The sequence below is a fragment of the Anabaena sp. 4-3 genome (assembly GCF_001597745.1).
Classification (GTDB): Bacteria; Cyanobacteriota; Cyanobacteriia; order Cyanobacteriales; family Nostocaceae; genus Trichormus.
The window spans coordinates 179,041-193,012 of record NZ_LUHJ01000072.1 but is presented as its reverse complement, the minus strand read 5'-3'; the positions used below and the strand labels follow the sequence as shown (position 1 = coordinate 193,012).

General features: G+C 40.1%; 14 protein-coding genes. 4 read left to right on the top strand and 10 right to left on the bottom strand.

What is annotated here, in order from left to right; all coding sequences use genetic code 11:
- The 3 genes from A3775_RS21225 to A3775_RS21215 all read right to left on the bottom strand — a co-directional run bounded on the left by A3775_RS21225 (position 1) and on the right by A3775_RS21215 (position 3,458).
- Complete coding sequence (locus tag A3775_RS21225) at positions 1-918, bottom strand: ABC transporter permease (RefSeq protein ID WP_082803816.1); 918 nt, start codon at positions 916-918, stop codon at positions 1-3.
- 149 nt (positions 919-1,067) lie between these two features.
- Positions 1,068-2,129: a glycosyltransferase family 2 protein gene (locus A3775_RS21220; RefSeq protein ID WP_066426656.1), complete on the bottom strand. Its 1,062-nt coding sequence runs from the start codon at positions 2,127-2,129 to the stop codon at positions 1,068-1,070.
- A gap of 39 nt (positions 2,130-2,168) precedes the next feature.
- Positions 2,169-3,458, bottom strand: coding sequence for a glycosyltransferase (locus tag A3775_RS21215; RefSeq protein WP_066426655.1), 1,290 nt, complete (start codon positions 3,456-3,458; stop codon positions 2,169-2,171).
- Positions 3,459-3,909: 451 nt separating this feature from the next.
- Here A3775_RS21215 and A3775_RS21210 point away from each other — a divergent pair, with 451 nt between their 5' ends.
- Positions 3,910-5,457, top strand: a complete 1,548-nt coding sequence (locus A3775_RS21210; protein WP_066426652.1) for an FAD/NAD(P)-binding oxidoreductase — start codon at positions 3,910-3,912, stop codon at positions 5,455-5,457.
- Between the two features lie 89 nt (positions 5,458-5,546).
- Here A3775_RS21210 and A3775_RS21205 read toward each other — a convergent pair whose 3' ends face one another.
- The gene (locus tag A3775_RS21205) at positions 5,547-5,897 is read right to left on the bottom strand and encodes a Rieske (2Fe-2S) protein (RefSeq protein ID WP_066382753.1); all 351 of its coding nucleotides are present in this window, start codon (positions 5,895-5,897) and stop codon (positions 5,547-5,549) included.
- A gap of 418 nt (positions 5,898-6,315) precedes the next feature.
- Here A3775_RS21205 and A3775_RS21200 point away from each other — a divergent pair, with 418 nt between their 5' ends.
- The gene (locus tag A3775_RS21200; protein ID WP_066382755.1) at positions 6,316-8,907 is read left to right on the top strand and encodes a GAF domain-containing protein; all 2,592 of its coding nucleotides are present in this window, start codon (positions 6,316-6,318) and stop codon (positions 8,905-8,907) included.
- A gap of 26 nt (positions 8,908-8,933) precedes the next feature.
- Here the strand turns inward: A3775_RS21200 and A3775_RS21195 are convergent, their stop codons facing one another.
- The gene (locus tag A3775_RS21195; protein ID WP_066426651.1) at positions 8,934-9,512 is read right to left on the bottom strand and encodes a DUF2808 domain-containing protein; all 579 of its coding nucleotides are present in this window, start codon (positions 9,510-9,512) and stop codon (positions 8,934-8,936) included.
- Between the two features lie 211 nt (positions 9,513-9,723).
- Here A3775_RS21195 and A3775_RS21190 point away from each other — a divergent pair, with 211 nt between their 5' ends.
- Complete coding sequence (locus A3775_RS21190) at positions 9,724-10,230, top strand: hypothetical protein (RefSeq protein WP_066382759.1); 507 nt, start codon at positions 9,724-9,726, stop codon at positions 10,228-10,230.
- A 76-nt stretch (positions 10,231-10,306) separates the two neighbouring features.
- Here A3775_RS21190 and A3775_RS25315 read toward each other — a convergent pair whose 3' ends face one another.
- The 4 genes from A3775_RS25315 to A3775_RS21175 form a co-directional block, all read right to left on the bottom strand.
- Positions 10,307-10,441 carry a hypothetical protein gene (locus A3775_RS25315; RefSeq protein ID WP_255363876.1) on the bottom strand — a complete coding sequence of 45 codons (135 nt, stop codon included), beginning with the start codon at positions 10,439-10,441 and terminating at the stop codon, positions 10,307-10,309.
- Positions 10,442-10,862: 421 nt separating this feature from the next.
- Entirely contained in the window at positions 10,863-11,165 is a 303-nt protein-coding gene (locus A3775_RS21185) for a TMEM165/GDT1 family protein (RefSeq protein WP_066382760.1), read from the bottom strand.
- Between the two features lie 36 nt (positions 11,166-11,201).
- Complete coding sequence (locus A3775_RS21180; RefSeq protein WP_066426649.1) at positions 11,202-11,630, bottom strand: TMEM165/GDT1 family protein; 429 nt, start codon at positions 11,628-11,630, stop codon at positions 11,202-11,204.
- A gap of 159 nt (positions 11,631-11,789) precedes the next feature.
- Positions 11,790-12,140 carry a YkgJ family cysteine cluster protein gene (locus A3775_RS21175; protein ID WP_066426647.1) on the bottom strand — a complete coding sequence of 117 codons (351 nt, stop codon included), beginning with the start codon at positions 12,138-12,140 and terminating at the stop codon, positions 11,790-11,792.
- A gap of 126 nt (positions 12,141-12,266) precedes the next feature.
- Between A3775_RS21175 and psb30 the strand changes: the two genes are divergently transcribed.
- On the top strand, positions 12,267-12,389 hold the full coding sequence (gene psb30 / locus A3775_RS21170) for a photosystem II reaction center protein Ycf12/Psb30 (protein WP_066382765.1): 123 nt from the start codon (positions 12,267-12,269) through the stop codon (positions 12,387-12,389).
- A gap of 47 nt (positions 12,390-12,436) precedes the next feature.
- On the opposite strand, the gene A3775_RS21165 is transcribed toward psb30, so the two are convergent.
- Positions 12,437-13,972: DHH family phosphoesterase (locus tag A3775_RS21165; RefSeq protein ID WP_231867047.1), on the bottom strand; the 1,536-nt coding region annotated here is incomplete at its 5' end.

Sequence of the window (13,972 nt, the reverse complement as noted above, 5' to 3'; positions counted from 1 at the left end):
TTATGAACTTACTCTTTCAACCACAAAAGGCATAGCTAGACGGAATGCAATCCAAGTTAGGAGTAAACCTACTAAAGTAATTGCACTCACCAACCAAAAACCAAAAGGTTCTGAAACAACACCTGTTGTAGCTAAATCTCGCACTGTTACTAATAAAGGTGTTACCGGATTCCATCGTACTAATAACCCAAAGGTTCCCTCGGTGGGGACAGGATAAATTACAGGCGTAAGAAACAACCAAAAACCTGTAATCAACGTTAAACCTTTGGAAATATCTTGATATAATACTCCCAAAGGAGCTAATAAAATCCCAATAAATGTTCCTAGTAAAACTAAATGAATTAATGGTATTGGCGATAAAATTACTGTCCAACTCACAGGAATGCGAAACCAAATAAACAATCCTGCTATTAAAATCAGCTTGATGGTAAAATTAAAAAATACTTCCCCGATTTTTGCCAAAATTAATGCTTCCCGTGGAAAATTCACCCTGGCTAACATCGGTTTTGCGACTGTCACCGCTTGCACAGGAGCATTTAAAGCTTCGACAAAAGTCTGCCATAATGCAGTGCTGAACATCACATAAGCTGGGTAGGGTAAATCTGTGACACCAACATTAATAACTTTGGCTTGATTGGCAAGGGTAAAACTAACAGCCATCACAATTGGTGGTAAAAAAGCCCAAGCTATACCTAAAAATGACTGTCGATATTGCGCGCTGATATCTCGCACCATCAACCGCCAAGCTAGTTCACGCGCAGCTAACAAGTCTCGCCACATTTGTCGGAGTAAGTCTAGGGGATGTCTCAACTGACTTTCAGGTGTATAAATAACTTGAGGTAGCTGAGAATTAAATCTTTGATGTTGATGTCGCTTCAATATTTTTTGTCCTTTATCCCAGAAATTGCAAGTATTCATGGGCGCAGATTGCATAAAAAGTTGCCACAAATCACTTTCCTATTGCGGAAATCTGCTGATATTATGTCCGGCTAATTACTTATGATCAGTTTTCGATGCTGAATCTTTTCTTGTTCCCTGTTCCCTAGCCCAACAGATATGATAACTATTCAAACGGATATGATATGAGATGATGTTGCGATCGCAGATGTTGATTTCGTCTTTGATAGATGATCAGAATGTAGTTGTGCGTAGCGGTTAGTAATGTAACGGTTGACTACCTTATCTATAGATAATAAAATGTTCTCAGTTATTCCCCTACCAATGGGCAGTTTACGCACTAGGGGATTGATAATTAATTTATGTCGCCGCCATCCCAAACGTTTGTATTTATGGTGAAAATATTCATCTTCGGTGAGATTCCACTTTTCACGTAGGCGTTCAAGGCTGGCTAGTATCCAAGCGTCACTCCAACGCAGCATATAGTAATGTATATCTGTTGGTTCTAGTGGTTTGCTTGTCACATAGGTCATCAGAGATTGAGGTTCTAGGTAAACTGTACCACCAGCCTCTGCTACCAAGATGCACAAATCAACGTGTTCTTTGGTGTTAAGCAGTGCTTCGTCTAACAAACCAATTTGTTGAAATATCTCGGTTCTTACCATCATGCAGTGAAACTCTGCTAACCCTGTTTTTTGGCGTTGTAACTGGGGTTGCACATCTGCAACTTTGCGACCTTGTTTATATATCTTTTCAATGATTTGCCGTCTGGTAGTTTCGCCTTTAGTCTCCTCCTTGATTCCAGATTCTCCGCCACCACAGTGTATTTCTGTGTGTAAAGGTGTACCTTGACAAATGAGGGGACTAACTATAGTTGCACTTGTTTCTTCTGCACATTCAACCAAAGGCTTCAGCCAACCCGGAGTAACTACAACGTCATTATCAATAAACACAACATATTTACTGCTGACTTGAGACAACCCAAGGTTACGCGCGTGGTTGGGGGAGAGATAATAGTCTGTGCGAATCAGTTGAAATTGTTTATGTTGTGCTTGTGTGGCTAAATAATCCCGAATGTGATTTGGGGAACCACCATCTATATAAATTAATTGGAAAGGATAATCTGTGTATTCGTAAATGCTTTCTAAGGCTTCACAAGTACAACTAAACCGTTCTCTGGGGGAAACAATAATGGTAACATCCGGGGTAGCGATCGCTGATGAATTGATCATGTTAATCAATATCCTGTCATAAATTTATTTCATTGCTTCCTACTGCATACTTATTGCTGGCAGTAAAGCTGAATCTTGGAATAATAAATCATTGTTGATGACTTGGTAATAAATTTGCACTAGCTCATCATTTAGCTTGTTGAGGTCGTAGTTTTTTTCTACATAATTCCGACCAGCATAACCCATAGCAAACCAGTTTTCTGGATGTTCAATCAGGTAAGTTAATTTTTCAGCAATAGCATCAGCATCTCGTTCTGGAACTAAAAACCCAGAAATACCATCTTGAACTAATTCAGGAATACCTCCATGAGCCGTAGCAATCACTGGTAAACCCATAAGCATTGCTTCTTTTAAAGTATTAACTGGTGCATCTTGATTACCATCTTTAGCTGTCACACTAGGAGCCATGAAAATATCCGCTTGCTCCAGAATTTCAATAATTTCTGGCTGGGTTTTCCATCCAAGCAATTTTACTTTTTCATTGAGATTCAATGAAGTGATAAGTTGCTGTAATTTTTCTTTTAACTCACCATCTCCAATGATATTATATTCAATATTTTGATAAACTTTATTTAATTGAGCAATAGCTAAAATACCGTATTCTATCCCTTTTTTTTCCACTAAACGACCAGTTGTTGCGATGCGAATTTTACCATCTACATGAGGATGTCTTTGTTTAAAAGGAAAGCGGTTACAATCTATTCCTGAACCATGTACTACAATTTTGTGAGGATGACAGCCTAGTTTAATGGCTCTTGTTTTAAAATATTCACAGTTAGCTAGGAAAAAGTCACCTTTAGCAAATAGTGAATCATAAACATTCTTTCCTTTTTCTTCAAGAAATCGACTGATATCGTAGCCACGAAATGAAGTAATTAATTTCCCTTTCATAGCACCTATATCCTGTAAAATCATTCCTTCCAGTCCTAATTCCCCAAACTGACAATGAATAATATCGTAGGATGGGGCTTTAATTAGCCACATAACTAAGTAAATTAAGCGCAAAGAAACTGCTTTTCTACCATACTGAAAAAAATTTATTGTTCTCAATATCACTACAGGATACTTGTGAATATTAGTAATTATTAAACCTAGAGCTTTTAAAAAACGCCATAAGTAATTTTGAGGAACTAAGGGATGACGATGAGTACGTTCAAGCAGTTGATATTTTTCCACATTTGGATGTAATTTAGCATGATTAGCTATACTGGAAGTTCCCAAAGAATAAATATCTACTTCATGTCCTCTGTCAATCAAACCTATAATTTGGTTGACAATAAATGTTTCTGATATAACAGGAAAATTTCCCACTATAAACGCAATTCTCATAGCTGTTTACCTAAAAATTAGGATTATTTAACTAAACATCCAGACGTTTTTAAATTTTGATTTTATCTGTTACATGTGTTTTTTTCGTCTTTTAAACAACATGATTAATCATATATTGGAATTTTCTATCAATCAATATAAAAAATCAATAATATTCCTGTAGATATATTTTTCAAAATTTCTGCCAAAGTTGCGCCAAGAAAACATGATTAAACTGTATTTATGCGGAAATAAACTCTTAATCTCTAATTAGTAAATAACTCTTAATCATCTATGTGTTGAATAAAAAATCAGAATTAATGTAATTTTAAAAACAAGATTATATTTGCTAATTAACCTTGGTTAATTCTAGATGATGTACAAAATAAAATAGAGTTAAAATTAATGCACTGATGAATATACCCTGAAAAAGTTAAAATTAGTCATAGTAACTCTGCTGGGGTGAATGTGTATGTCCCTAACTGAAGAAATTCTTTCCCAATTACCAGGGGATGTTTTAGGTGGGTTGCGTCGTGCTGACAGCATCCTCAAGTCTATCAGAGAAAATACAGCACCTATACCCACAGTCGTGAAACAAAGTCAACAGGCTTTGGGTGTTGTAGATTGGGATGTAATTATCTGTGGTGGTACTCTGGGAATTTTAATTGGTTGCGCTTTAGCGGTGCGGGGATTGCGAGTAGCGTTGTTAGAACGGGGTATTTTGCGGGGGAGGGAACAGGAGTGGAATATTTCCCGGCAAGAGTTAGAAGTATTTGTGGAATTAAATCTGCTGACTGAGGCAGAATTGACGCGAGCGATCGCTACAGAATACAATCCCGCTAGAGTCAAATTTCCAGACGGTGCAGCAGTTTGGGTAAACGATGTCTTGAATATTGGTGTAGATCCAGTTTATCTCTTAGCTACACTCAAAACTAAATTTCTAGCGGCTGGTGGTGAACTCTTAGAAAACATACCCTTTCAACAAGCCGTAGTCCACCCAGACGGGGTGATAGTTAATAATCAATACAAAGGTAAATTATTACTCGACGCAATGGGCAACCTTTCACCCATTACTCAACAAGCAAGGCAAGGAAAAAAACCAGATGCTTTATGCTTAGTTGTGGGTAGTTGCGCTCAAGGATTTCCAGAAAACAATTCTGGGGATATACTTTTATCTTTTACATCTTTGCAGCATCAATGTCAATATTTTTGGGAAGCTTTCCCGGCGAGGGATGGCAGAACTACATACTTATTTACCTACATGGATGCTCATCCCCAACGCTTGAGCTTAGAAGATTTGTTTACAGAATATCTGCGTCTATTGCCAGAATATCAAGGTGTAGAATTACAACAGCTAAAATTTCAACGCGCCTTGTTTGGTTTCTTTCCTAGCTATCGCCAAAGTCCCCTGCAAACCCCTTGGCATCGCATTTTACCAGTTGGTGATAGTAGTGGGAATCAGTCCCCTCTGAGTTTTGGCGGTTTTGGTGCAATGGTACGCCATCTGAAGCGGTTAACTATTGGTATTTCAGAAGCACTACAAACCGAGCAACTATCTGCAAAAGCATTGGCATTATTGCAACCGTACCAACCGAGTTTGAGTGTAACTTGGTTATTTCAAAAGGCGATGAGTGTGGGTGTGAATCAAACAATTCCACCACAGCAAATTAATCAATTATTGTCGGCAGTTTTTCAAGAAATGCAGCAGCTAGGGACACCAGTATTAAAACCGTTTTTACAAGATATCGTCCAGTTTTCCGCCCTGACACAAACTCTCGTCAAAACAGGTTTAAATCATCCGGTTTTAGTGGCGAAGATTATACCACAGGTGGGTTTAATTAATTTATTAGATTGGCTGGTACATTATAGCAATTTAGGATTTTACTCTGCTTTGTCTAGTATGACTCCCATCTTAGAACCTGGGATCAAGAATTTATCCAGTACACAACAATATTATTGGCATCGCTGGGTTGATGCTTGGCGGTTTGGTTCTGGTGCTGACTATGATCATATCTGTTGAAGCAGAGAATAGGTGTATCCCACCCCTGCCAGCAATCATAGGGGAAAAGATGGCAGGATGGGATAATGTGGTGGGAAATTGGAACTACTTTACACCCTCACCCAGATTTTACCCTCTTCTACACGGGTAGCAAAAACGGGTAGTGTTTTTTCTGGGGAAATCATCCCCATTAATTTCCCAATACCGGGAGGAAAGGGAGTCCATTCGGTAGGTTCACCAGAGGATAAGTCAAACGCGCTACGGTGGAAGGGACAAACTATAGCACCATCATCAGTAATTTTACCTTTTTGCATGGGTAATTTCATGTGTGGGCAGGAATTTTCAACCGCAAAAACTTGGTTATTGTGGTTAATGAGTAGGATTTTGCGTTGTTCGACTTTGACAACTTTACGCTCATTAGGTGGGAGTTCATCTTGAGAAAGAACTTGAATCCAGTTCATTAATACCTCTGTTGTTAATTACAAGGATGAAGTCTATTATCTAAATGATTTCATAAACTGATGGTTTTATCGGTTTCTGCCACCAAGGGAAATTAGCTAAGAGAGTTGTTAGTTTACAGGAATTCTAGGGAATGATATACGTAATATTTCCACAAGCCGATGCAGTTAACTCCGTGATAGCTCAAGGGAATAGTATACAAATAAAGCGATCGCTTCTCTTCACTCACGGCTGTTTGATTAGCTGTGAGTGATTTGGTGTTGAGTAAACAATTTGAGAGACGAGCTTAAACAATGATTAGAAGAGGATGACGTTAACCTCACAACAGATTAAACTGTGGGTAATGTCTTGGGCTTTTTGCCTCCAGCAACACAAAAGATAAATTTCTAAAATCTTATTCCGCTATATCAACAATTCACTATGTCAGCGCAACAGCGTAGTTTTGGGGAGAAGTCTGATTTGATTATCGGTGTTCACAACCACGAAAATCAAGATTTGCCAGTACATTCTTCTTCAGTGGAAGCTTTAGTTCACAGGCAAGGTACGATTTCTACCTTTCTGGCTCCCCTGACTCAAGAGAGTTTTAAACAAGTTGTGACAGGAGTTGAGCAGAAACTACAGATTGTGCATCAAACCCTAGCCATGCTGGATTCTCAGGGGTTTGAGAAAATCTTGCAAGAAATGTTGCACTCAATTACCTTAAAAACTGGGGAATTGTTGGGCGCAGATCGGACAACGATATTCTTATTAGATGAAGAAAAGCAGGAACTATGGTCAATAGTAGCAGAAGGAGAGGGCGATCGCTCTCTGGAAATTCGCATTCCCGCCGATAAGGGAATCGCTGGGGAAGTCGCTACTTTCAAGCAAGTCATCAATATTCCGTTTGATTTTTATAGTGATCCCCGTTCTAAATTTGCTCAAGAAAAAGAAAAAACTACCGGCTATCGTACCTACACGATGCTGGCTTTACCGCTACTCAATCAACAAGGGCAATTAGTAGCAGTAGTACAATTACTGAATAAATTAAAATCTGTATACAATCCTGATGCGCCTTTAGCAGAACGTATTGATACTATCGGCTTTACTCATGCTGATGAAGAATTATTTCAGGAATTTGCGCCTTCGATTCGTCTGATTTTAGAATCTTCCCGCTCTTTTTACATAGCAACTCAAAAACAAAGAGCCGCAGCTGCGATGATGAAGGCGATTAAGTCTTTAAGTCAAAGCAGTTTAGACTTGGAAGATACCCTGAAACGGGTGATGGATGAAGCTAAGGAACTGATGAACGCTGACCGTAGTACCCTGTGGTTAATAGACAGCGATCGCCAGGAACTTTGGACTAAAATTACTCAAGATGATGGTTCGACTAAGGAGTTACGAGTTCCCATTGGTAAGGGGTTTGCGGGAAAAGTCGCCGCATCTGGTCAAAAACTGAATATTCCCTTTGATTTGTACAACCATCCTGACTCGGAAACCGCTAGACAACTTGACCAGCAAAATGGCTACCGTACCTGTAGTTTATTGTGTATGCCAGTCTTTAACGCTGATCAAGAGTTAATCGGTGTCACCCAATTGGTAAATAAAAAGAAATCCGGGGATATTTGTCCTTATAATCCAGTTGACTGGCCGGAAGCTCCTGAATGCTTTCAAGCGAGTTTTGACCGCAATGATGAAGAATTCATGGAAGCTTTTAATATTCAAGCGGGAGTAGCATTACAAAATGCTAAGTTGTTTGCCACAGTCAAGCAACAAGAGCAATTGCAAAGGGATATTTTACGCAGTCTTTCTAATGGTGTGATTTCCACAGACCAGACGGGGACAATTATTGCAGCCAATGAAAGTGCTAAACGTTTGTTGGGGATGGCAGATGAAGACCGTTTGGAAGGTAAACTCATTAATGAAGCGATCGCCATCAAAGAAGGTAACTTTAGTCAGTGGTGTGCAGAAGCTTTACAGGGACAAGACCCCAAACACCGTCAGCAATATTACCCAGACCGTACCCTTTTAGGTGCTGACCCAGAAAAGGAACAGCATAGTATTAATTTATCAATCAATTCCATTGCTGATGCTAGTGACGTGCAGCGAGTGCGTGGTGCGCTGGTGGTGATGGAAGATATCAGCGACGAAAAACGGCTCAAAAGTACCATGTACCGCTACATGACTCAAGAGTTAGCGGAAGAATTGCTGAAATTGGATGATGCTAAACTGGGAGGCGATCGCAAGGAAGTATCGATATTATTTTCCGATATTCGTGGCTACACCACTTTGACAGAAAATCTGGAAGCGGAAGAAGTGGTCAGTATGCTCAACGACTATTTTGAGTCAATGGTAGATGCGGTTTTCAAACACAAAGGAACTCTGGATAAATACATCGGTGATGCAATTATGGCGGTGTTTGGTTCGCCTCTCCCCCTAGCAGACCACGCTTGGATGGCGGTACAAACAGCCGTAGAAATGCGCCATCGCTTAAGAGAATTTAACAACCGTCGTCAAGCTGCTCATAAACAAAAAATCAATATTGGTATCGGCATTAATTCTGATACCGTGATTAGTGGGAATATCGGCTCTAGTAAACGCATGGAATTTACTGCTATTGGTGATGGTGTAAATCTCGGCTCTCGACTCGAAAGCATCAGTAAGCAGTACGGTTGCGACATTATTATTAGTGATAACACTTACAAACTTTGTCAAAACAATGTTTGGGCGCGAGAACTAGACTACATTCGCGTCAAAGGTAGGAGTGAGCCAGTATCTATCTACGAATTAGTGGGTTTACGTTCCGACTCTATTAATAGTGACAAAATGGAAGTAATTGAGCATTATCACAAAGGTCGTCAGTATTATCTGCAAAAACAGTTTAGTAGAGCTAGGGCAGAATTTGCCCAAGTTCTCGCCGTGGATAAGGATGATAAAGCTGCTATTCTTCACCTGCTGCGTTGTCAGCATTGGTTACAGTCACCCCCAACCCCTTCTGAATGGGATGAGGGTGTTTGGACTTTTCAGGAAAAATAAGTATTGGGGTGAGACTAATTCGGCAATTACCAGCCATACAGAAACGGAAAATAATTACTTCTATTTTGATAAAAATGCAATCTGCCAAAACCCAAAAATTGATTGTGGGTTTTCTCTCCCAAAGGAACAGCTGTCACGCCAAATAAGTACACACCCGCAACGGCTGGGTTGCGCCAGGGTTTTAAACCTATGGTGATGGTTTTTCCTGGCGATATTGGTGGTTCAAAGTTGATGGCAACAGTTCTGGTGTTCCTGTCGCTAGTGACATCTTTTAGTTTGATTTTCTCTCCTTTGTTTGCCCGTGTCCCAACAAAGGCAAAGCTATTTTTCAGGTCAAAATGAATATGGTCTACTCCCTCACGCTGGTTAATTGTAATCTTTTGTAATGGTTCGCCAGCGTTTTCTGGGACGCTGATTGTAAAATAATATTTTGCACCCCAAGCATAGACTTCATTATAAGTGGTGGTAGCTGCGACTAAACGTGGCGGTTGAGCAAAATAAACTGTGCCATCTTGTAATTGAATGGCTTGACTTGGCTGAGGGATGTATCCAGCGATGATTGCTGTGGTGGCGATCGCTCTACCCAAAACAACAGCAAGGCGCATAGCTTGATTTATATAAATCTACTAGACAACAATTACACTTTTGACTATTAGTTAAAGATTTTCCAACAAATTTAATATTTGTTATTAATACATAGCAAAAATCACGATGCTTACATAAAGCTACCTATACTTTGTTAAAGATAATTGATAACTGTTGTCAAGTTTACTATTAAAGATACAAACTAAAGATATAACACAGGCAATTATTCTTATGGATACTATTTCTAAACTGGAATACAAGCGGCCAAGTTGGCAAGCTGCGGTCTTATTTGCGCTGGCTTTTTGGCTCAGTGCTAGTCTATTGTTAGATTGGGTAGTTATGCCTAGTCTTTACCTATCTGGCATGATGAAACAAGCGGATTTCGCTACCGCAGGTTATGTAATTTTTTGGGTGTTTAATCGCCTAGAGTTGTTATTTGCGGCTATAGTATTGACTGGTGTACTGGTGTGGAACAAAACTCATGAGCAGTGGAACATTAGCTGTGTTGTTTTGGGTGTGACACTGTTAGCGATCGCTTTTTTTGACACCTATTTATTAACACCGCAAATGTGTGCGGCGGGAATTCATCTCAATTTATTTGACACAGTATCGACAATTCCCCCACAAATGAATCTACTGCACGGTGGTTATTTCTTCCTAGAGGTAATTAAGTTATTAGCTGGTGGTACTTTGTTTATGCGTTGCTGGAAGCAAGAAGTTGAAGCCAGTCATTATTAAGTGGGACAGGTAAAAACCCCAAAAAGCTTGGCTAGGTTTCCTCGAAAGTGATTTTTTAAGTTAGCGGGGTGGATATTCATCCCGCTTTATCATTTATATTCGTTTTATCTGCGGTTACTTCTACTGAGCTAACGAAATCTAAAGCAGAAAGAATCTTCATTAGCATTTCTGCTTTTTCCTTATCAGCGACTCTAACTATTAATTGTTCCATATTGGCAAGGTTGTAAAACAACATTACCCAAATTGTATAACTATTTTTATTTTCCTGATGGCAAGCTACTCAAATTACTTTGATTCTCATTTCTGGGTTGCTTGTACTGAATTTTTGCGAAAATCAAATAAAAATCCTATAGAGCAACACTGTTTAGATAAGGGACATCCAGATCAAAAAATATCCAAAATGTAGGGTGCGTCAGTACGAGAACCCCTAGTAGGGGCGGGTTTATAAATATCTTGGATTGCTCAACTAAGGTATTTGTGTACCTGCCCCTACTACACCAAGAAAATATTCATACTGACGCACCCTACCAATAGTCGATTTAGATAATTTATTTTTTGGTGTTCCCTAAGCACAAATAAATAACCCCGGTTTCTTGGAGAAACCAGGGTTTTGTTTTGTTTATCTTGTAGATTTAAGCTGTTGGTTCGGACTCGGAGGATTCTTCATTGTTAAAAAACAACAGACGTACAGCCAGGATAGCAAAACCAACAGCTGCGATCGCCTTTAATATCCGGGTAGGTAATACCTCTGCAACTGCACCCCCAGCTAATGCACCGAGAAAACTAGCTAACAGTAATGCAGCAGCACTACCAAAGAAGACTGCACGCACTGACTGACCACGACCAGAAAGTGCGATCGCCGCTAACTGGCTTTTGTCACCTAATTCTGAAATGAAAACTGTAATAAAACTCAGTCCTAAAAGATGCCAATCCATAATAAAAATTCAAAATTCCAAATTGTGAAAACTTACCTAACCCTGGAATACATCCCAGAACAACATGACGGCAATGAATAGCAACATTACCCCTGCTGATTTGTCTAGGGTTTTGGGACTGAGTTGTTTAGAAATCCAACTACCTAAAAGTACACCTAATAAGCTGGTAGTAATTAGAGCAGCCGCCGAACCTAAAAATACTATCCACGGTGAATGAGATTCTGCACTCATTAACAACGTGGATAACTGGGTCTTATCACCTATTTCTGCGAGAAAAATAGTTATAAAAGTAGTACCGAAAACCACAAGTGGTGAGTCCTGCTTTTGATGACTTTCAGCACTAGCTACAGGCTCAACAGGCTCAAGAATCGCAGTTGCAAGAGATTCATTGCTGGCTGTTAGTTCTGGCTGGGTGTCAGAAGTAGATATCCGAGAAACGGTAACAGGTGCAGAGTCAAGTTTCACAGGCAGTAGTTTTTTTACTAGATTATTTTCATATTCTTCTCATTTTCTCAGATGGTTGTCATAAATTGCAACTATTTTCCGTGAAACATGGGGATAATCAAATTAGTTGCCATCAAGGCGTGTTAGTGACTTTCAGATTAAAATCAACTTCACATAACTTTAAATTCCCACAGCTTTGTCAAAACGCAGCATTTCTAAACTTCTATCGCCATACACTGCTTCTATCTGCTGACGACAGCAGTCAATAGCAAAATCATTCAGTTCTTCTGGTTCAATTCCATACATATCCTCAAATGTCTGAGTTTCCACCCGACAAAACCGGGGACGTTGGGCATAAATGCGGCATTCTCTTGTAATATGGTCGAAATTAATGCACCAGCCATCTTCCCCTACCATACTCAGGTACATTTCTAATTCTTCAGGGGTGAGATAATCTGCTAATTCTGGTCTGTCTGTCGGATCAAGATGACAGCACGCTCCACATTGCTTGACACATTGCCAGTTTGCCATTTTATGTTTTTTCCTATACTTTTGTTAAGTAAATTAAATGTCACTGGCGATCGCCAGATATGATTAAATGCGGATATTGCAACTGAGTAATTAAATTTTTAAGACCATTGGGAGGAATCAAAAACAATGTTTGACGCTATTGCTAACATCAATTGGGAAGTTGTTTTCCAGCTAACCTCTGTTGCATTAATCGTCATTGCTGGCCCGGCTGTAATTTTTGTCCTGGCATTCCGCAACGGCAACCTATAATTAAAATTGCTGAGTTCTGGGTCATGAGTGATTAGGCAATTTCAAACTCAAGACTCAGGACTTACAGATGATAAAGCTGTGAGCGCAGCTTGAATAATACAGTCATACTGGGGTAAAGATAGGTCAATCTCCTTTGCGTCTTGACGGTTAGTACCAAGTAAACCGATTTTACTCCCTGGTTGCATCACTAAGACTTTACCTTCAGAGTTTTTAATTCTCAGTTCGGGATGAGAACCATGTTGATAGATACCGCAAGTATAATGATGTTGATTATACTCGAAACTGGTTCTTAATTTCGTGCTTGGTTGATAAAATAGCTGTAAATACGGGGTATTTCTTGATGGGGATGATTGTATAGAATTATCCTTGGGTAATCTCACCCCGACTAACTCCATTTCTAGGGTAGTGTTACCGTTAAAGTGATTTTCTCGGAGTTTGTAGGCAATATCTAATGGCGAGGGTAAGGGGTAATAGTCACGCCAACGCCAAGCGATCGCTTTAATTTTATACTCTTGCCCCTGAATATTTTGGCTGAGGGTAAGTTTAATATGACCTTTACCAACAATTCGCTGCTCGACAACTTTCACGTTAGGTGTCCAAAATACTGGATCGGGGTTATCAATACCGCAGGGATGGAGACTATCTAACTGTTGGTACAGTTCTCGATGCAGTTGATGAAAATTAGCCTCAGCATCAATTTGCAGTAACGGCTTGAGGTGTTGCGGTTCGAGACATTGATTAGCGAACTCAGATAAACGCGATCGCAACGCCTGTAAATTGGCTGCTGGTAAGGAAAATCCCCCCGCCGCTTTGTGTCCGCCAAATTTACCCAGCAAGTCGTGACAATATTCTAACGCCTCAAATACGTGAAATTCAGGAATTCCTCTGGCTGATCCACGGATTTGGGTGTCGTTTTCGTAAGTACCGATGAATACAGGTACACCGTAACGTTCTACTAAGCGGGAGGCAACAATCCCGATTACACCATGATGCCAATTCGGTTGGATAATGACTAATACTCGGTCTTCTGATAAAGAATTAATAAATTGCGTCTCTACAAGGGTAACGGCTTCTTGTTCGATTTGTTCGCACATTTGCTGGCGATGAATGTTAGCCTGTTCACACTCGATAGCTCGCGCCAATGCGACTCCCATATCATCGGTAGTCAGTAATTCTATCACCGTCTGCGGGTCGCCAATTCTACCGATAGCATTAATCCGGGGGCCAAGCCGAAAGCCTATGTCTTCGGGTTTGAGGGTTTTGGCATTGGGGATTGGGGACTGGGGATTGGGGACTGGGGACTGGGGATTGGGTGAACTTTCTGCGCCCCTGGCTTGTACTCCTGCGACTTGAATTAAGGCTTGAATTCCTGGGACTTGGGATTTTGGTAATAGTTTTAACCCGCGTTTTACCCAGCGACGATTGACACCTGTTAAGGGGGCTAAATCTGCTATCGTTCCTAGGGTGAATAGTGCTAACATTGGCTGAATTAAGCCTTGAGTATTGCCTAGTTGCTGCGCTAGACACACTGCCAAGATATACGCTACACCTACACCTGCAACCCCTCTGTAGGGCGAAGTTTC